This is a genomic window from Streptomyces sp. NPDC044719, assembly GCF_056433405.1.
On record NZ_JBWKHE010000001.1, the window covers coordinates 773,664 to 791,128 of the forward strand.

20 protein-coding genes are annotated in these 17,465 nt (G+C 71.7%); 13 read left to right on the forward strand and 7 right to left on the reverse strand.

The window, feature by feature from the left end; translation table 11 throughout:
• Positions 1 to 133 precede the first annotated feature (133 nt).
• The 4 genes from AC07DF_RS03670 to AC07DF_RS03685 are packed head-to-tail and all read left to right on the forward strand — an operon-like array spanning position 134 to position 3,559.
• Positions 134 to 1,045, forward strand: coding sequence for an ABC transporter ATP-binding protein (locus tag AC07DF_RS03670; RefSeq protein WP_478966560.1), 912 nt, complete (start codon positions 134 to 136; stop codon positions 1,043 to 1,045).
• Positions 1,042 to 1,782 carry an ABC transporter permease gene (locus tag AC07DF_RS03675; protein WP_478966562.1) on the forward strand — a complete coding sequence of 247 codons (741 nt, stop codon included), beginning with the start codon at positions 1,042 to 1,044 and terminating at the stop codon, positions 1,780 to 1,782. The genes AC07DF_RS03670 and AC07DF_RS03675 overlap by 4 nt, the downstream gene beginning before the upstream one ends.
• The gene (locus tag AC07DF_RS03680; RefSeq protein WP_478966564.1) at positions 1,779 to 2,948 is read left to right on the forward strand and encodes a sensor histidine kinase; all 1,170 of its coding nucleotides are present in this window, start codon (positions 1,779 to 1,781) and stop codon (positions 2,946 to 2,948) included. The genes AC07DF_RS03675 and AC07DF_RS03680 overlap by 4 nt, the downstream gene beginning before the upstream one ends.
• Positions 2,945 to 3,559: a response regulator transcription factor gene (locus AC07DF_RS03685; protein WP_478966566.1), complete on the forward strand. Its 615-nt coding sequence runs from the start codon at positions 2,945 to 2,947 to the stop codon at positions 3,557 to 3,559. The genes AC07DF_RS03680 and AC07DF_RS03685 overlap by 4 nt, the downstream gene beginning before the upstream one ends.
• An 86-nt stretch (positions 3,560 to 3,645) precedes the next feature.
• On the opposite strand, the gene AC07DF_RS03690 is transcribed toward AC07DF_RS03685, so the two are convergent.
• Both AC07DF_RS03690 and AC07DF_RS03695 read right to left on the reverse strand, forming a co-directional pair.
• A complete protein-coding gene (locus AC07DF_RS03690; protein ID WP_478966568.1) occupies positions 3,646 to 4,500 on the reverse strand; it encodes a transglutaminase family protein in 855 nt (284 codons plus the stop codon).
• A gap of 30 nt (positions 4,501 to 4,530) precedes the next feature.
• Positions 4,531 to 5,547, reverse strand: a complete 1,017-nt coding sequence (locus AC07DF_RS03695) for a GNAT family N-acetyltransferase (RefSeq protein WP_478966570.1) — start codon at positions 5,545 to 5,547, stop codon at positions 4,531 to 4,533.
• Between the two features lie 140 nt (positions 5,548 to 5,687).
• Here AC07DF_RS03695 and fdxA point away from each other — a divergent pair, with 140 nt between their 5' ends.
• Positions 5,688 to 6,005, forward strand: coding sequence for a ferredoxin (gene fdxA, locus AC07DF_RS03700; protein ID WP_010047804.1), 318 nt, complete (start codon positions 5,688 to 5,690; stop codon positions 6,003 to 6,005).
• A 127-nt stretch (positions 6,006 to 6,132) separates the two neighbouring features.
• Positions 6,133 to 7,224, forward strand: a complete 1,092-nt coding sequence (locus tag AC07DF_RS03705; RefSeq protein ID WP_478966573.1) for a bifunctional succinyldiaminopimelate transaminase/glutamate-prephenate aminotransferase — start codon at positions 6,133 to 6,135, stop codon at positions 7,222 to 7,224.
• Between the two features lie 106 nt (positions 7,225 to 7,330).
• Here the strand turns inward: AC07DF_RS03705 and AC07DF_RS03710 are convergent, their stop codons facing one another.
• Both AC07DF_RS03710 and AC07DF_RS03715 read right to left on the reverse strand, forming a co-directional pair.
• Positions 7,331 to 7,777, reverse strand: coding sequence for an ATP-binding protein (locus AC07DF_RS03710; protein ID WP_478966575.1), 447 nt, complete (start codon positions 7,775 to 7,777; stop codon positions 7,331 to 7,333).
• A 344-nt stretch (positions 7,778 to 8,121) separates the two neighbouring features.
• A complete protein-coding gene (locus AC07DF_RS03715) occupies positions 8,122 to 9,105 on the reverse strand; it encodes a VldE C-terminal domain-containing protein (protein WP_478966577.1) in 984 nt (327 codons plus the stop codon).
• Between the two features lie 85 nt (positions 9,106 to 9,190).
• On the opposite strand from AC07DF_RS03715, the gene dapE reads away from it, so the two are divergent.
• Both dapE and AC07DF_RS03725 read left to right on the forward strand, forming a co-directional pair.
• Positions 9,191 to 10,270, forward strand: coding sequence for a succinyl-diaminopimelate desuccinylase (gene dapE / locus AC07DF_RS03720; RefSeq protein WP_478966579.1), 1,080 nt, complete (start codon positions 9,191 to 9,193; stop codon positions 10,268 to 10,270).
• 120 nt (positions 10,271 to 10,390) lie between these two features.
• Positions 10,391 to 11,149 (forward strand): LOG family protein, encoded by a 759-nt coding sequence (locus tag AC07DF_RS03725; protein ID WP_454363710.1) that lies wholly within the window; start codon positions 10,391 to 10,393, stop codon positions 11,147 to 11,149.
• A 164-nt stretch (positions 11,150 to 11,313) separates the two neighbouring features.
• On the opposite strand, the gene folP is transcribed toward AC07DF_RS03725, so the two are convergent.
• Positions 11,314 to 12,174 (reverse strand): dihydropteroate synthase, encoded by an 861-nt coding sequence (folP, locus tag AC07DF_RS03730; RefSeq protein ID WP_478966582.1) that lies wholly within the window; start codon positions 12,172 to 12,174, stop codon positions 11,314 to 11,316.
• A 135-nt stretch (positions 12,175 to 12,309) separates the two neighbouring features.
• On the opposite strand from folP, the gene AC07DF_RS03735 reads away from it, so the two are divergent.
• The gene (locus tag AC07DF_RS03735; protein ID WP_478966584.1) at positions 12,310 to 12,711 is read left to right on the forward strand and encodes a DivIVA domain-containing protein; all 402 of its coding nucleotides are present in this window, start codon (positions 12,310 to 12,312) and stop codon (positions 12,709 to 12,711) included.
• Positions 12,708 to 13,295, forward strand: coding sequence for a DNA-3-methyladenine glycosylase I (locus tag AC07DF_RS03740; protein ID WP_478966586.1), 588 nt, complete (start codon positions 12,708 to 12,710; stop codon positions 13,293 to 13,295). The genes AC07DF_RS03735 and AC07DF_RS03740 overlap by 4 nt, the downstream gene beginning before the upstream one ends.
• A gap of 70 nt (positions 13,296 to 13,365) precedes the next feature.
• On the opposite strand, the gene chcB is transcribed toward AC07DF_RS03740, so the two are convergent.
• The gene (chcB, locus tag AC07DF_RS03745) at positions 13,366 to 14,169 is read right to left on the reverse strand and encodes a 2-cyclohexenylcarbonyl CoA isomerase (protein ID WP_478966588.1); all 804 of its coding nucleotides are present in this window, start codon (positions 14,167 to 14,169) and stop codon (positions 13,366 to 13,368) included.
• A gap of 381 nt (positions 14,170 to 14,550) precedes the next feature.
• Between chcB and AC07DF_RS03750 the strand changes: the two genes are divergently transcribed.
• On the forward strand, positions 14,551 to 14,718 hold the full coding sequence (locus AC07DF_RS03750; protein ID WP_003966491.1) for a DUF3117 domain-containing protein: 168 nt from the start codon (positions 14,551 to 14,553) through the stop codon (positions 14,716 to 14,718).
• Positions 14,719 to 14,836: 118 nt separating this feature from the next.
• Here AC07DF_RS03750 and AC07DF_RS03755 read toward each other — a convergent pair whose 3' ends face one another.
• Complete coding sequence (locus tag AC07DF_RS03755; RefSeq protein ID WP_478967581.1) at positions 14,837 to 15,535, reverse strand: O-methyltransferase; 699 nt, start codon at positions 15,533 to 15,535, stop codon at positions 14,837 to 14,839.
• Positions 15,536 to 15,697: 162 nt separating this feature from the next.
• Here AC07DF_RS03755 and sigE point away from each other — a divergent pair, with 162 nt between their 5' ends.
• Both sigE and AC07DF_RS03765 read left to right on the forward strand, forming a co-directional pair.
• Positions 15,698 to 16,468, forward strand: a complete 771-nt coding sequence (gene sigE, locus AC07DF_RS03760; RefSeq protein WP_478966590.1) for an RNA polymerase sigma factor SigE — start codon at positions 15,698 to 15,700, stop codon at positions 16,466 to 16,468.
• Between the two features lie 71 nt (positions 16,469 to 16,539).
• On the forward strand, positions 16,540 to 17,457 hold the full coding sequence (locus AC07DF_RS03765) for an anti-sigma factor family protein (protein WP_478967583.1): 918 nt from the start codon (positions 16,540 to 16,542) through the stop codon (positions 17,455 to 17,457).
• The last annotated feature ends 8 nt before the right edge of the window (positions 17,458 to 17,465 follow it).

Here is a 17,465-nt window from a genome sequence, read left to right on the forward strand (position 1 = left end):
GCCCCTGCCCACCGGGCAGGGGCTGCTCGGCGTCGTCACCCCACCGGCATGACATCTGTCATCCGGCACTCCGGACGCCCGACACTGCCCCGGCCGGCACCGCCGAAGCCACCATGGCCGTATGACAACGCGTATGGCAATGACAGCCTCGGTGGTCGCGTTCGACCAGGTGAGCAAGGCATACGACACCGTCCGGGCCGTGGACAAACTGACCCTGACCCTGCGCCCGGGGGAGACCGTGGCGCTGCTCGGCCCCAACGGCGCCGGCAAGTCCACCACCCTCGATCTGCTCCTGGGTCTCAAGAAGCCCGACAGCGGCACGGTCCGCCTCTTCGGCGCCGGCCCTCGGGAGGCCATCGTCGCCGGGCGCGTGGGCGCCATGCTGCAGAGTGGCGGGCTGATGGACGAGGTCACGGTCGCCGAACTGGTGCGGCTCGCCTGCGACCTGCATCCGAAGCCGTACCAGCCCTCCGAGGTCCTGTCCCGCGCGGGCATCGCCCAGATCGCCGGCCGCAAGGTCAACAAGCTCTCCGGCGGCCAGGCCCAGCGCGTCCGCTTCGCCCTCGCCACCGCGGGCGACAGCGACCTCATCGTCCTGGACGAGCCCACCACCGGCATGGACGTCACCACCCGCCAGGCCTTCTGGGCCACCATGCGCGAGCAGGCCGACCAGGGCCGGACCGTCCTCTTCGCCACCCACTACCTCGAGGAGGCCGACGCGATCGCCGACCGGGTCCTCGTGCTGCACCGCGGCCGGCTCCTCGCCGACGGCACGGCCGCCGAGATCAAGGCCAAGGCGGGCGCCCGCCGCGTCTCCTTCGACCTGGCGGACACCGTCGACGAGGCGGCCCTGCGCGGCCTGCCCTTCCTGACCTCCCTGGCCGTCTCCGGCCGGACCGTCCGCATCCAGTCCACCGACGCCGACGCGACCGTCCACGCCCTCTACGGCCTCGGCGTCTACCCCCGCAACCTCGAAGTCGCCGGGCTCGGCCTGGAGCAGGCCTTCGTCGCGATCACCGCCGCCGAGGAGGCGAAGTCGAAGTGAACAGCCTGATCAAGCTGGAACTCACCCGCGCCCTGCGCAACCGCAAGTTCCTCTTCTTCTCCGTGATCTACCCGTCGGTGCTGTTCCTGATCATCGCGGGCAACGCCGACAGCACCACGAAGGTCCCCGGCTCCGGCCTGACCCTGCCGACCTACATGATGGTCTCCATGGCCTCCTTCGGCGCTCTGACGGCCGTCCTCATGGGCAACAGCGAGCGCATCGCCAAGGAGCGTGAGGGCGGCTGGGTGCGGCAACTGCGCCTGACCACCCTGCCGGGCCGCGGCTACGTCCTCGCCAAGACCGCGAGCGCCGCCGTCGTCAGCCTGCCGTCCATCGTCATCGTCTTCGCCGTCGCGGCGGCCGTGAAGGGCGTGACCCTGGACGCCTGGCAGTGGCTCGCCCTCACCGGCGCGATCTGGGCCGGCAGCCTCGTCTTCGCCGCGCTGGGTGTCGCCCTCGGCTACCTCGCCAGCGGCGACGCGGTCCGCCCGATCACGATGATCACCTACTTCGGCCTGTCGATGCTGGGCGGCCTGTGGATGCCCACGACGACGTTCCCGGACTGGCTGCAGGACATCGCGAAGTGGCTTCCCACGCACGCGTACGCTGCCCTGGGGCAGGCCATCGAGCAGAGCCGCGCCCCGCACGTCCAGGACCTCGCCGTCCTCGTGGTGTCGTTCGCCCTGTTCGCGGGCGGCGCGGCCTGGCTGTACCGGAAGGACACCCTGAAGGCGTGAGCGGCGTCGGGTTCGGTATCGGGCAGCGCCCGGTGAACCGCCGGCAGCGGGCGGTGAAGTCGCTGTGGACCGGCATCTGGCTGGTCTACCTGAGCGCGCCCGTCACCGACCTGCTGCACGGCGGCCACAGCACGGGCGTGCGGATCCTCGGCTGGATCGGCCTGGCCGCGTTCGTCACCTGGTACATGCTGCTGGTCTTCCGCACCGGCCGCGGCGAGCGCAACGCCCTGGTGCTCGGCTCGCTCGGGGTCCTCGCGGCCCAGTCCACGCTCCTCGCCCTGACCCTGGGTCGCGAGTGGCTGGTGCTGTTCGTGTACGTCTCCATCGCCTCGGGGGCGGCCCTGCCCCTGCGCATGGCCCGCTGGACGATCCCGGCCGCGTGCGCCCTGCTGACCGCCGTGGCGTTCGCGGTGCCGGACGGTCACTCCTTCCTGGCCGGGCTCCTCATCCCGGCCCTGCTCGGCGGCTTCGCCATGACCGGCGTACGCGAACTCGTCCGGACGACCATCGCCCTGCGCGAGGCCCGCGCCACCGTCGCCCAGCTCGCCGCCAACGAGGAACGCCTGCGCCTGGCCAGGGACCTGCACGACCTGCTCGGCCACTCCCTCTCCCTGATCACCCTCAAGAGCGAGCTGGCCGGCCGGATGCTCCCCGGCCGGCCCGACGAGGCGGCCCAGCAGGTCGCCGACATCGAGCAGGTCAGCCGCCAGGCCCTCGTGGACGTACGCGAGGCCGTCACCGGCTACCGGCGCCCCCGTCTGAGCGCCGAACTCGCCGGTGCCCGGGTCGCCCTGACCGCGGCCGGCGTCACCACCGACCTGCCCGCCGAGCCGCCCGGCCTCGCCGGCGTCCCCGAGGACAGCGAGTCCGCCCTCGCCTGGGCCCTGCGCGAGGCGGTCACCAATGTCGTACGGCACAGCGGCGCGCGCCGCTGCACGGTCGAGCTGCTGCGCCGCCAGACCCTCGACGGCCCGGTGCTCGAACTCACCGTCGAGGACAACGGCTCCGGCGGCCCGGACGACGGCTACGGCAACGGCCTCACGGGCCTCACCGAACGCCTGGCCAAGGCGGGCGGCACCCTGGAGGCGGGCCCGCTCAAGCACGGCTTCCGCCTGGTCGCCCGCGTGCCGACGGCCGACCCGGCGGACGTAGGATCCCCGGCATGAGCCGCACGATCAAGGTCCTCCTCGCCGAGGACCAGTCGATGGTCCGCGAGGCCCTGGCCGCCCTGCTCGGCCTGGAAGCGGACATCGAGGTCGTCGCCCAGGTGGCCCGCGGCGACGAGGTCCTGGAAGCGGCCCGCGAACACGCCGTCGACGTGGCACTCCTGGACATCGAGATGCCCGGTGCGACGGGCATAGAGGCGGCGGCACGCCTCCACGAGGAGCTCCCGGCCGTGAAGCTGGTCATCCTCACCACGTTCGGCCGCCCCGGCTACCTCCGCAGCGCCATGGAGTCCGGCGCCGACGCCTTCCTGGTCAAGGACGCCCCCGCGGCCCGGCTCGCCGAAGCGATCCGCAAGGTCCTCACCGGCGAACGCGTCATCGACCCCACCCTCGCGGCAGCGGCCCTGGCGGACGGCGCCAACCCGCTGACGGACCGCGAGCGAGAAGTCCTCCGAGCAGCCTCCGACGGCTCCACCAACGCCGAACTGGCGGCAACCCTGCACCTCTCCCAGGGCACCGTCCGCAACTACCTCTCCACGGCGATCCAGAAATTGGCGGTGAGAAACCGAGCGGAGGCGGTCCGGACAGCACGAGAAAAGGGCTGGCTGTAAAACTTTTTAGGGGCGCGGGGAACTGCGCGATCAACCACAACGCACCCGCACATGCCAAACAGCACAAGTCGGACGGCGAGAGGGCATCAGTTGAGCATCGCCCGAGCCGCGAAAGCCTCCCCCCGCACCCGCTCGGCAGCCTCTTCATCTACCGCGGAAACAACCTCCGCGTACGCCTCCAACTCCAAGGCCCCCGGCACGAAGTCCCCCCGCTGCACCAGCAACCGCGCCCGCTCGTACCGCAACCGTGCCGGATGCGAAGGCAACAGCAGCGACAACTCCACCGCCCACAGCGCGACATCCGACCGCTCCGGCCGAGCCGCCGCCCACGCCCGCACGTTGTTCAGGATCCGCAGCACCACCTCCAGCGGATCCGCCGGCCGCAGCATCTCCGGATCGAGCCGCCCCGTCCCCGTCGCCCCGGCGACCAGCACCTCCGCGTCCGCCCCCGTCAGCACCCGCCCCCCGTCGAACGGATCGGCGAGCACCTGCCCCTCGTCAGGCCCGAACCCGACCACGAAATGCCCCGGCAGAGCCACCCCGTACACCGGCGCCCCGGCCCGCCGGGCCACCTCCATCCACACCACGGACAGCAGGATCGGCAACCCCCTGCGCCGCACCAGCACCTCGTGCAGCAGCGAGGACTCCAGCCGCTGGTAGTCGGCCGGGCTCCCGCCGAAACCCATCCGCTCACCGAGCAGCTCCCGCAGGGCGACAGCCCAGGCCCGCGGCCCGCCGGGCCGGTACGGCAGCAGCCCCGCCAGCCGGTCCAGCTCGACCTGAGCGGTGTCCAGGCCCGCCTCGTCCAGCTCCCGGTCCGCCTCAGCGCCCACCAGCAGGCACAGCGTCGACAGATCGGGCCGCTCGGACCGGGCCTCTTCGGCGAACCGCCGCCGCAGCTCGGCGGAGCGCTCCGGGGACGGGGGATAGGGGGGACGCATACCTGGCTCGTGCCCTCTCACGACGATCGGTTACCGGCCGTTGCCGCCGGATTCCGGCGCCCGGTAGTGGTGGTAGGCATGGTGCGCGGCGAAGCCCATCCCGGCGTACAGCTCCCGCGCTCCCGCGTTCTCGGCCTCGACCTGGAGCCACGCGGCCGACGCGCCCTCGTCGAGGGCCCGCCGGGCCAGCGCCGCCATCACGGCCGTGCCCAGCCCCTGCCGCCGCGACTCCGGATCGACCTCGACGGCGGCGAACCCGGCCCACCGCCCGTCGACGACACACCGCCCGATGGCGGCCGGAGCGGCACCCTCGACCGCGCCCGGAACCGTCGCGAACCACACCGAAGGTCCGCTCCCCAGTACCCGCAGCGCCACCTCGCTCACGCCCTTGCGCTGGTACCGGGCCAGCCATGCGTCGTCCGTCTCCCGGGACAGCCCGACGCCCGAGGGATCGGCACGGTCGGCGACCGGCGCCAGCGGCCCGATCCACAGCTCGGCGGTCACCTCCCGCACCCAGCCCCGCGCCTCCAGCTCGGCACACAGCAGCTCCTGCGTGCCCTCGGCGCCGGTCGCGGTCTGGACGTAGGCGGGCAGCCCGCGGTCGCCGTACCAGCGCCGGACGGCGACGAGCGCCTCGTCGAGCGGCATGCCCGGCTCGCCGAGCGGCAGCACCGAATTGGCCCGCCGCGTGAATCCGGACGCGGCCCGCAGCTCCCAGTCGCCGAGCCGCTCGCTCTCCACGGGCCGCCAGGCCCGCGCGGCGACCCGGGCCAGTTCCTCGTACGAGGCGGCCGGACCACGGCGACGCGCCGGAGCGGCGGGCACCACCTTGCCCGCCACCAGCGCGGATTCCGCGATGCGGACGCTCTCGCCACCCCGGCGTGTGATCAGCAGCACACCTTCGTCCCATGATGTGAGAACGCCGACCGTGTCGGTGAACTTCTCACCCGGAGCCGCATGTTCGATCAAGCTCCGTACGGAGACCCGTTTGCCCACGTCAGCAGCGGTGATGGCCACCTCGAGACGCCCGGCGGCAGAGATTTCCACAGGTCGGTACACCCCTCCTGTTCGGATCATGCCCAAGAACGGAGATACTAGGGGCGGGCATCGACGACGCCGCGCTCCCGCGCGCCAGGCGGCGGAGCCTGAGGAGGCCCGCCAGCGCCCTATCGAGGAGGAACGACAGCGTGACCTACGTCATCGCGCAGCCTTGTGTCGACGTCAAGGACAAGGCGTGCATCGAGGAGTGCCCGGTCGACTGCATCTACGAGGGCTCCCGGTCCTTGTACATCCACCCGGACGAATGCGTCGACTGTGGTGCCTGTGAGCCGGTCTGCCCGGTCGAGGCGATCTTCTACGAGGACGACACCCCGGAGGAGTGGAAGGACTACTACAAGGCGAACGTCGAGTTCTTCGACGAGCTCGGCTCGCCCGGCGGCGCCAGCAAGCTGGGGCTGATCGAGCGCGACCACCCCTTCATCGCCGCGCTGCCGCCGCAGGCCTAGCCACCACGAGCGGCCGCACACCGTGCCGCCTCGGTCCCGTACGGCCCGATCACACCCTGGTCGCCGTACGGGGCCGAGGCGTTTGGCCTACGACGGCTCGTACGTACCAGAAAGTGAGCCAGAAACCGTGTCCGCAGTCTCCGACCGTCTCCCCGCTTTCCCCTGGGACAAGCTGACGCCGTTCAAGGCCACGGCCGCCGCCCACCCGGACGGCATCGTGGACCTGTCCGTCGGCACCCCGGTCGACCCGGTTCCCGAGCTGATCCAGAAAGCGCTGGTCGAAGCGGCGGACTCGCCGGGCTACCCGACTGTCTGGGGCACGCCCGAGCTGCGCGACGCGATCACCGGCTGGGTCGAGCGCCGTCTCGGTGCCCGCGACGTCACCCACGGCCACGTCCTGCCGATCGTCGGCTCCAAGGAACTCGTGGCCTGGCTCCCGACCCAGCTGGGCCTCGGACCGGGCGACCGGGTGGCCTACCCGCGCCTGGCCTACCCGACGTACGAGGTGGGCGCCCGCCTGGCCCGTGCCGAGTACGAGGTCTACGACGACCCGACGGAGCTGGACCCCGAGGGCCTGAAGCTGCTCTGGCTGAACTCCCCGTCGAACCCCACGGGCAAGGTCCTTTCGAAGGCGGACCTCGCCCGGATCGTGGCCTGGGCCCGCGAGCACGGCATCCTGCTCTTCTCCGACGAGTGCTACCTGGAGCTGGGCTGGGAGGCCGACCCGGTCTCGGTGCTGCACCCCGACGTCAACGGCGGCTCGTACGACGGCATCGTGTCCGTCCACTCCCTCTCCAAGCGCTCGAACCTCGCGGGCTACCGCGCGGCCTTCCTGGCCGGCGACCCGGCCGTCCTGAGCCCTCTCCTGGAGATCCGCAAGCACGGCGGCATGATGACGTCCGCGCCGACGCAGGCGGCCGTCGTGGCGGCCCTGGGCGACGACGACCACGTCCGCGTCCAACGCGAGCGCTACGCGGCCCGCCGTGCCCTCCTGCGCGAGGCCCTGCTGTCCCACGGCTTCCGCATCGAGCACAGCGAGGCCAGCCTCTACCTGTGGGCCACCAGGGGCGAATCCTGCTGGGACACGGTCGCCCACCTCGCGGACCGAGGCATCCTCGTGGCCCCCGGCGACTTCTACGGCTCGGCGGGCGCGGAGTTCGTCCGCGTGGCCCTGACGGCGACGGACGAGCGGATCGCGGCGGCGGTACGACGTCTGTAGCAGCCGGAGCCGTCGCGTCCGGCGGGCACGGAACGCGGCGAACACGGAGCACAGTGAAGGGGTCCAGGGACATTCCCTGGACCCCTTCAGCGGTCTGAGGTGGGCGTCAGCCGACCGGCAGGCCCTTCGCCGGCAGCGTGTTCGCGGACGGCACGCCGCCCTTCGTCAGGGAGTCCGTCGGCAGGCCCCCCTGCGCCGAACCCGCGGCTTCGCCGACGAGCTGTCCGGCGGAGCCGGCCGCTTCACCGGCCGCCTTCTGCGCGACGGGCGTGGCCTTCTTGACCGTCTTGCCGCCGAGCTTGCCCGCGGCCGGCACCGCCTTCTTGACGGCCTTGCTGCCGGTGTCACCGGCGGACTTGCTGACGTCCGTCGCCGCGCCGTCGACGGTGTTGCCGACGTTCGCCCCGTCCAGGGCGGTCAGTCCGCCGAGGTTCGGGTTGGCCGGCAGCTCGGGGGCCGCACTGGCGGAGCCGGCCGCACCGACCCCGGCAGCCGCCCCCGCAGCGACAATGAGCGCGGCACGGGCGATCCGGCGGGTCAGGGGGAGGGACATGGTGCTCCTTCGACGGAGAGAACAGTGAGGTTCGTGAAGTGTCCGACCGGCTCCGGGAGTTGATCGACTGGCTGTTGACCGCCCCGGCTCGGACGCAGTGACTACCGCTCGAAGCCCGGGAAGGTTGCGGCGTCGCAACGTAAAGAGTTGGTAATGCGTCGCATAATCGGCTGCGGACAAACGGGCAAAAAGGCCCAGGCCGGAAAGTCCGCCGAATCCTTCCAGCCCTGTAGGCCCAAGGGTTTTCACGGATTCCCGGGTGAGGGCGCGAAAACCTGCGCACACCGTCGCCGCCGAGCCGCGCGGGTAACCCCCAGGGGTGAGTTCCCGTACCCCTGCGCGATCTAGCGCATCGTGACAATACGGACGGCGCCCGTGTCCCGTTCCGCCCCCGCGGTGCCCTTCGCCGTCGGAGCGCGCCACTCGCTGGCGGTGTTCCCGGCGACCCACTCACGCCCGGCGTACGTCACGCGCGCGATGTGCAGCTCGGAAGCATTGGCCACGGCCCAGTGCGCCAGCTGCCAGCCGCGCCGCTCCAGGCTACGCCCGGTCGCGGAACCCGTCTCGGCCGTCACCGGCAGCGTCACCGTCCGCCCGTCGGAATCGCCCGTAGCGCCGCTCGGGGACGGCGTCGGAGTGGCCGCCGACGAGTCGCCCACCTGGGCGCCGGCCGGCTCCAGCACATCGCGCCCGAAGTCCCGCACGAGCGCGGTACGCACCCCGTCCGGGCCCGTCGCCCGGGTCGCGGCCGGACGGCCCTCGCAGGTCAGCGTGGCCGCGGACTGGCCGGTGAGGGCGGCGGCGAGCAGCGCGGCGTCCGGCTCGTGCTTGGCGTAGGCCTGCGGGAAGCCGCTGCGCTGCACCCGCTGCGCCGCGACGGTGAGGGGCAGCCGTGTGTAGCCGGGCACCTTGACCAGGTGGTCGTAGAACTCGCCGGCCGAGTACGTGGGGTCCAGGATCTCCTCGCGCGTGCCCCAGCCCTGCGAGGGACGCTGCTGGAACAGCCCGAGCGAGTCCCGGTCGCCGTGGTTGATGTTGCGCAGGCTCGACTCCTGCAGCGCAGTCGCCAGCGCGATGGTCACCGCGCGCTCCGGCAGCCCGCGCCCGGTGCCCACGGCGGTGATCGTCGCCGCGTTCACGGCCTGCTCGGGCGAGAACGCGTACGACGCCCCGTCGCCCTTGCCCGAGACGACTTTGCAGCCCGGTTCGCCCGTGCCTCCGGTGATGTACTGCACGACGAGGTAACCGGCGACCGCGAGCAGGATCACGAAGGCGGATCCGCATCGGAAGAGGCGGCCACGGCGTTTGGGGGAGGACGGCTCTGGCACGCCGTACAAGGTACTGGAGAGTATGGATTCCCATGTGCCAGGTGGGGACAGTGGGCACACCGACTGGCGCGTTAGGGTCGACGGCATGGCCGACACCTCGCTTGACCTCACGCTGGACGCCGCGGAGCTCACCGCCCGGCTCGTCGACTTCCGCTCCGAGAGCGGCACCGAGAAGCCGCTCGCGGACGCCGTCGAGACCGCGCTGCGCGCGCTGCCCCATCTGACGGTCGACCGGTACGGCAACAACGTCGTGGCCCGTACGAACCTGGGCCGCTCGGAGCGGGTGATCCTGGCCGGCCACATCGACACCGTCCCGATCGCCGGCAACGTCCCCTCCCGGCTCGACGAGGACGGCGTCCTGTGGGGCTGCGGCACCTGCGACATGAAGTCGGGCGTCGCCGTGCAGCTGCGCATCGCGGCCACGGTCCCGGCCCCCAACCGCGACCTGACCTTCGTCTTCTACGACAACGAGGAGGTCGCCGCCGAGCTGAACGGCCTCAAGCACGTCTCCGAGACGCACCCCGAGTGGCTGGAGGGGGACTTCGCGGTGCTCCTGGAGCCCTCGGACGGCCAGGTCGAGGGCGGCTGCCAGGGCACCCTGCGGGTGCTGCTGAAGACCACGGGCGAGCGGGCCCACTCGGCACGCGGCTGGATGGGCTCCAACGCGATCCACGCGGCCGCCCCGATCCTCGCCCGCCTGGCCTCCTACGAACCCCGCTGGCCGGTCATCGACGGTCTGGAGTACCGCGAGGGCCTGAACGCGGTCGGCATCAGCGGGGGAGTGGCCGGCAACGTGATCCCCGACGAGTGCGTCGTCACCGTCAATTTCCGCTACGCGCCCGACCGCACGCCCGAGGAGGCCGTCGCCCACGTCCGGGAGGTCTTCGCGGACTGCGGCGTGGCGGAGTTCGAGGTCGTCGACCACAGCGGCGCGGCGATGCCGGGACTGTCCCACCCGGCGGCGAAGGCGTTCATCGAGGCGGTGGGCGGCACCCCGATGCCGAAGTACGGCTGGACGGACGTCTCCCGTTTCTCGGCGCTCGGCGTCCCCGCGGTCAACTACGGCCCGGGCAACCCCCACTTGGCCCACAAGCGGGACGAGCGTGTGGAGACCGCGAAGATCCTCGCGGGCGAGGAACGCCTGAGGAGCTGGCTGACGGCCTGACCCGGCCGGGGCGCCCCTCGTGTTTACGGCGCTTCATCGCGGACATGCTCACGTCCCTCGTTCGTAACCCGCGTAGATCTACGCTGAGGTGGAACGACAGGCACGACGGAGGGAGCGCACATGGCGACCGGCAACCCCGAGGGGAAGAAGCAGCCGCCGGAGGAGAAGCGCCTGGGCCCGGTCCTCCAGCGGCGGGACCAGGTGCAGGCCAGCACCACCGACCAGCGGCTGCTGGACGAGCGAGCCCCCTCCGACTGGGTCCACACCGACCCCTGGCGCGTGCTGCGCATCCAGTCGGAGTTCATCGAAGGCTTCGGCACGCTCGCCGAACTCCCGCCCGCGATCAGCGTGTTCGGCTCGGCCCGGACCCCGGCGGACTCACCCGAGTACGAAGCGGGCGTGCGACTGGGGCAGGGCCTGGTCGACGCGGGTTTCGCCGTCATCACGGGCGGCGGCCCGGGCGCGATGGAGGCGGCCAACAAGGGCGCCCTGGAGGCCAAGGGCATCTCGGTCGGCCTGGGCATCGAACTGCCCTTCGAGCAGGGGCTGAACCCGTACGTCGACATCGGCCTGAACTTCCGCTACTTCTTCGTCCGGAAGATGATGTTCGTCAAGTACGCCCAGGGCTTCGTGGTCCTGCCCGGCGGCCTCGGCACCCTCGACGAACTCTTCGAGGCCCTCACCCTCGTCCAGACCCAGAAGGTCACCCGCTTCCCCATCGTGCTCTTCGGCAGCGAGTACTGGGGCGGCCTGGTCGACTGGCTCCGCGGCACGGTCATCGCCCAGGGCAAGGCCGCGGAGAAGGACCTCCTCCTGTTCCACGTCACGGACGACGTGGACGAGGCGGTGGCGCTGGTGTCGAAGGAGGCGGGGCGCTAGAGGCGTTCCGAGCCCAGCCTCCTGCCGGCCCGCTTCGGGCGGGCGAGCCGGGCTTCCCGTCCGGGTGATGCGGGTGGGGCGAGTCGGACTTCTTGTCCGGGTGATTCGGGTGGCGGGTGGGCACAGGCCGGGGGTCCAGGGGGCGGAGCCCCCTGGTGCCCGGGCTAGGCCAACCCCCGCCGCGCCACGGCAGGAGCCCGATGCCCCGCGATCGCCGAGACCATGTCCAGCACCTGCCGCGTCTCGGCGACCTCGTGCACCCGGTACACCTGCGCCCCCAGCCACGCGGACACCGCCGTCGTCGCCAACGTCCCCACGACCCGCTCCTTGACCGGCCGGTCCAACGTCTCGCCCACGAAGTCCTTGTTGGACAGCGACACCAGCACCGGCCACCCCGTGGCGACCATCTCGTCCAGCCGCCGAGTCGCCTCCAGACTGTGCCGGGTGTTCTTCCCGAAGTCATGACCCGGGTCGATCATGATCGACTCCCGCGGCACCCCCAGCGCCACCGCCCGCTCCGCCAGCCCGACCGTCACATCCAGAATGTCGGCCACGACATCGTCGTACTCGATCCGATGCGGCCGCGTCCGCGGCTCCGCACCGCCCGCGTGCGTGCAGACCAACCCCACCCCGTACCGCGCGGCGACCTCGGCGAGCCCCGGATCGACCCCACCCCACGCGTCGTTCAGCAGATCGGCCCCGGCCTCGCACACGGCCTCCCCGACCTCGGCCCGCCAGGTGTCCACGCTGATGATCACGTCCGGGAACCGCCGCCGCACCTCGGCCACGAACCCGACCGTCCGCCGGGCCTCCTCCTCGGCCGTGACCTCCTCGCCCGGCCCGGCCTTGACCCCGCCGATGTCGATGATCGCGGCTCCCTCGGCCACCGCCTGCTCCACGCGCGCGAGGGCCGGCTCGTCGCGGAAGGTCGCACCCCGGTCGTAGAAGGAGTCCGGGGTCCGGTTCACGATCGCCATGATCACCGGCTCGCGCGGCTCGAATTCCCGCCTGCCCAGCCTGAGCATCCCCTGTGACCTTTCCTGGTACGTCCCCGTCTTCCGCCGCCTGCGACCCTAACTGTCAGACTCGCATGGCACGATCGGAGCCTGACAACATCCGTCTTTCGAAGACTCCGAGACACCTGCCGTGGGGGCCCCGCGATGGTTATGTTCCTGTTCCTGGTGGTCGCGCTGGTCCTCGTGGTCGGCGCGGTCACCCTGGCCGTGGTGGGCGGCGGGGAGAACGGCCCGCTGCCCGAGGCCGCCCCCGAGCAGCTCCGGGACCCGCTGCCCCCGGACCGCCCGGTCGACCGCGCGGATGTGGAGAGCCTCCGCTTCCCGCTCGCCGCCCGCGGCTACCGCATGGGGGACGTGGACGACGCCCTCAGCCGCCTCGGCGCCGAGCTCGCCGAGCGCGACGCCCGCATCGCCGACCTGGAATCGGCCCTGGCGGGCGCCCGGGCGGCCGCCACCCACGGCCCGGTGACCCCGCAGCACCACGCGTCCGCGGAAAACCACGTGTCCATGGACAAGCCAGGTCCGCGACAGGAGGACCGGCCGTGAGCGACGGCACCGCCCTCGCCGGCCCGGACGGCGCGCTGCGCTGCCCCTGGGCCCTGTCCGCCCCGGAGTACGTGGCGTACCACGACGAGGAGTGGGGCCGCCCGGTCCACGGCGACGACGCCCTCTACGAACGTCTCAGCCTGGAGGCCTTCCAGTCCGGCCTGTCCTGGATCACGATCCTGCGCCGCCGCCCCGGCTTCCGTGCCGCCTTCGCGGACTTCAAGATCGCCTCGGTGGCCGACTTCACCGACGAGGACCGTGAGCGCCTGCTGGCCGACGCCGGCATCATCCGCAACCGCGCCAAGATCGACGCGACGCTCGCCAACGCGCGCGTGCTGGCCGAATGGGCCCCGGGCGACCTGGACGAACTGATCTGGTCCCACGCCCCCGAGCCGGGCACCCGCCCGGCCCCGAAGACCCTCTCCGACGTCCCGGCCGTCACCCCCGAGTCGACGGCCCTTTCCAAGGCGCTGAAGAAGCGGGGCCTGCGCTTCGTCGGCCCGACGACGGCGTATGCGCTGATGCAGGCGTGCGGCCTGGTGGACGATCACCTGGAGACATGCGTGGCGAGAAGCGCCCCCTAGGGGGCGCGGGGAACTGCGCGATCAACCACCGGCGACCCGCAGCCCCCGACGGCGCGTCACACCCCCGAACTCACCGGCCCAAATACTTCGGCTTCTCCTTGTTGACGAAGGCCTGCACCGCGATCGCGTGGTCCTCGGAGGACCCCGCCCGCGTCTGCAGCTCGTCCTCCTTCTCCAGGGTCTCCTCCAGGGAGTGCGTCAGCCCGTAGGCCACCGCCTCCTTGAGCGCCGCGTACGCCACCGTCGGACCCTCGGCCAGCGCCCGTGCCACCTTCTCGGCCTCCGCGCGCAGCTCGCCGGCGGGCACCAGCCGGTTGGCGATGCCGAGTTCGTACGCCTCCTGCGCGCTGATGCTCCTCGGGAAGAGCAGCAGGTCGGCCGCCCGGCCGGGGCCGATCACCCGCGGCAGCGTCCAGGAGATCCCCGAGTCGGCGGTCAGCGCCACCCCGGCGAACGAGGTGTTGAACGCGGCCGTGTCCGCCACGATCCGGTAGTCCGCCGCCAGTGCGAAGCCGAAGCCCGCCCCGGCCGCCACCCCGTTCACTGCGGCGACGACAGGCTTCGCCGCCTCGGCCAGCGTCCGCACGATCGGGTTGTAGTGCTCCCGCACGGTGTTCATGGTCTGCCTCGAACCGGTCTCCCGGTCCTGGACCAGTAGCCCGATGTGCTCCTTGAGGTCCTGCCCGACGCAGAACGCCCGGTCACCGGCGGCGGTCAGCAGCACCGCCCGCACCGCGGCGTCGTCCGCCGCGGACCGGACCGCCTCCCGCAGGGCGACCTTGGCCTCCACGTTCAGCGCGTTCATCGCCTCGGGGCGGTTCAGCGTGATCGTCGCGAGCCCGTCGCTCACCTCGTAGAGCACGGTGTCGGCCATGGGGTATCCCCTCCGTGTCGCTGCTCGGGACCTACCGGTCGGTAGGTCCCGGTTCTGCAGGACAGCATGACGGAGATCGCCGACAGGTGACCGGACCGGACGTGTGACCTGCGTCAAAGAATTCTTGCCCGATTCCGTTCGGCGGATGTGTGTGCGGTGGCGGAGTATCGCAGTCACTTCGCCGAATTGAGTGGTTTTGCTCGCGTGCGTTGCCCAAGCGATGCCTACTGATGTTGGTCATCGGGTCCTGAGATGCGGGATAATGGCTTGGAAGCAATGTGTTCGATGCCGGTGTCGCGAGTCCTGCTCAGGGCCGCACGTGTGCCCTTCTCGGGGCCGACGGCTTTGACGATGAGCTGGGTTTCAGGAAGGGGAACGAGCATGGCGGCCATGAAGCCGCGGACGGGCGATGGCCCGCTCGAGGTGACCAAGGAGGGGCGGGGCATCGTCATGCGCGTTCCGCTCGAAGGCGGCGGTCGGCTCGTCGTCGAGCTGACCCCGGACGAGGCCGACGCGCTGGGCGACGCCCTCAAGAAGGTCGTCGGCTGAGGCGCAAGCGGCCATACCCTTTCAGCTGCCCCGGCATCATCTGTGGTGCCGGGGCGGTTGTTTTCTCATCAATGACTTTCGCCTGCCCCGGCATCCGCTCCGCTAACGTGCGATCCGGCTAGCGTTTCACCGCGCACAGCAGACCGTCGCCCACCGGCAGCAGTGAGGGCACCAGCTCCTGGCTCTCGCGCACCGTGCGCAGCAGTTCCCGCAGTCGCAGCACCTCGGTGGGCTGCGGTCCGGAGTCCACCGTTCGGCCGTTCGCGAAGGCGCCCTCGAAGACGACGAGCCCACCCGGGCGCAGCAGCCGCAACGATTCAGCGAGGTAGTCCATGACCTCGAGGCGGTCGCCGTCGCAGAAGACGAGGTCATAGCCGGAGTCCGCGAGGCGGGGCAGCACGTCGAGGGCACGGCCCGGGATGAAGCGGGCCCGGTTGCTGGCGAAGCCGGAGGCGCGGAAGGCCTGGCGGGCGAACTGCTGGTGCTCCGGTTCGGGATCCACGGTCGTCAGCACACCGTCCGGCCGCATACCGTGCAGGAGGTGGATGCCGGAGACACCACAGCCGGTCCCGATCTCCGCGACGGCCTTCGCGTCGACGGAGGCGGCCAGCAACCGCAGCGCGGCGCCCGTGCCGGGCGTCACCGAGCGCAGCCCTGCCTCACGGGCCCGGTCCCGGGCCCAGTGCAGCGCTTCGTCCTCGGCGACATAGGCGTCGGCGAACGCCCAGCTCGTCTGCCGGTTGCCGGTAATGACCCTCTCCTGTCCCCGTGAATGCCTCGGCGTGACTGTATCCGTTGGGTGCGGGAACCCGCAGATGGGACCGGTCGTTTAAAGGGATGAGCGAGTGGCGCGGGCCGGGACGGGGGGCAGGCAGTGGACGAGGACGCCGAGCAAGTGCCGTCGCAGCAGTACGAGGCGTATCAGCCCAGATCAAATTCTCGTAAAACCGCTTATCCGGTCCTAACGGGCGAGGTGGCTATGGTAGGGGCTCCACTGGACACCACCAGAGCTGACAGGGGAGGTGCGGCTGCGCCTGTGGATCGCGGAGGAGTGTTCCGGCGCTTCCTCGGATCAGCGGGCAGGCCGACATCCGTGAACGACACTGCTGACCACAGCCACGCCGCTGACTTCGCCCAGACCGCGACCTTCTCCACCGACGCGGACGGGCAGGCGTGGACTCCGCCCACCTGGGAGGAGATCGTCAGCACGCACAGCGGCCGGGTCTACCGGCTCGCCTACCGCCTCACCGGCAACCAGCACGACGCAGAGGACCTCACGCAGGAGGTCTTCGTCCGTGTCTTCCGCTCCCTGTCGACCTACACGCCGGGCACCTTCGAGGGCTGGCTGCACCGCATCACCACGAACCTGTTCCTGGACATGGTCCGCCGCAAGCAGCGCATCCGCTTCGACGCGCTCGGCGAGGACGCGGCCGAGCGGCTGCCCAGCAAGGAGCCCACGCCGCAGCAGGTCTTCAACGACGCGCACTTCGACGCCGACGTCCAGCAGGCCCTCGACACCCTGGCCCCCGAGTTCCGCGCCGCGGTCGTCCTGTGCGACATCGAAGGACTGTCGTACGAGGAGATCGCCGCGACGCTCGGCGTCAAGCTCGGCACGGTCCGCTCGCGGATCCACCGTGGCCGCTCCCAGCTGCGCAAGGCCCTCGCGCACCGCTCCCCGGAGGCGCGTGCCGAGCGCCGCTCCTTCGTGCCCCGTGTTCCCGCACTGGGAGGAGGGGGCACGAGCGCGTGAGCGGATCACGTCCTGAGTCCTCCGAGGGACACCTCGCAGAGCAGCACCTGGGAGACCGACTCTCCGCCCTGGTGGACGGAGAGCTCGGTCATGACGCGCGGGAGCGCGTACTGGCGCATGTGGCCACCTGCCCGAAATGCAAGGCGGAGGTGGACGCCCAGCGCCGGCTGAAGAACGTCTTCGCCGAGGCGGCCCCACCGCCTCCCTCGGAGAGTTTCCTGGCCCGCCTGCAGGGACTACCCGCGGGGGGCGACCCGGACGGTGACGGTATGCCCCCGGGTGGCGGAGGGCTGCCCGGCGGACTGTCCGGACGGTTCGGTTCGTCCGGGGCCTTCGGCGCGAAGCGCGGCGAGCGGTTCGAGTTCGGGTACGCCCCGTCCCGGCCGCACATCCCCGTGCTGCCTTCCGACAGCCGAGGCCTTCCTTCGGGGGGCCGGGGTTTCCGTATCCACGACGTCGGCCGGTCCGAGACCGACAGGTCCTCCTCGCGGCTGCGGTTCGCGTTCGCGGCCGCCGGGGCCGTGTCCCTGGCCGCGATCGCCCTGGGCGGCGTCACCACCGGCACCCCCGGAGACACGGAAGCCCGCAGCGGCTCCGGCACGGGAAGCAACGTGACGCCGACGCGCACGCAGGGGGCGGGCGCGACGACGCCGGAATCCCAGCGGCGCCGGGGTGCTGCGCCACTGCTCGGACAGGTGCACGGCCAGAGCATGCTCGGCCAGACCCCGGTCGCCCCGACCGAGGTGTCCGCACCGCTGCTGCCCGGAATGCCGCCCGCCACCCGGCACCACGCCGTGCACGCGCTGACCGCCCCCGTGGTGGCCGGTGCCGTGGCCATGTCCCCGCTGATACATCCGCTCGAGGTGGCGCCGGCGGCCCTGACCTCGTGGTCCGCGGTCCCCGAGATCGCGGGGCCCCTGCTCGCCGTGCCCCTCCCGGACCCGACCCCGGCCCCCTCTCCTTCCGCCTCCTCGCGGACGGCCCGCTGACCGGCCTC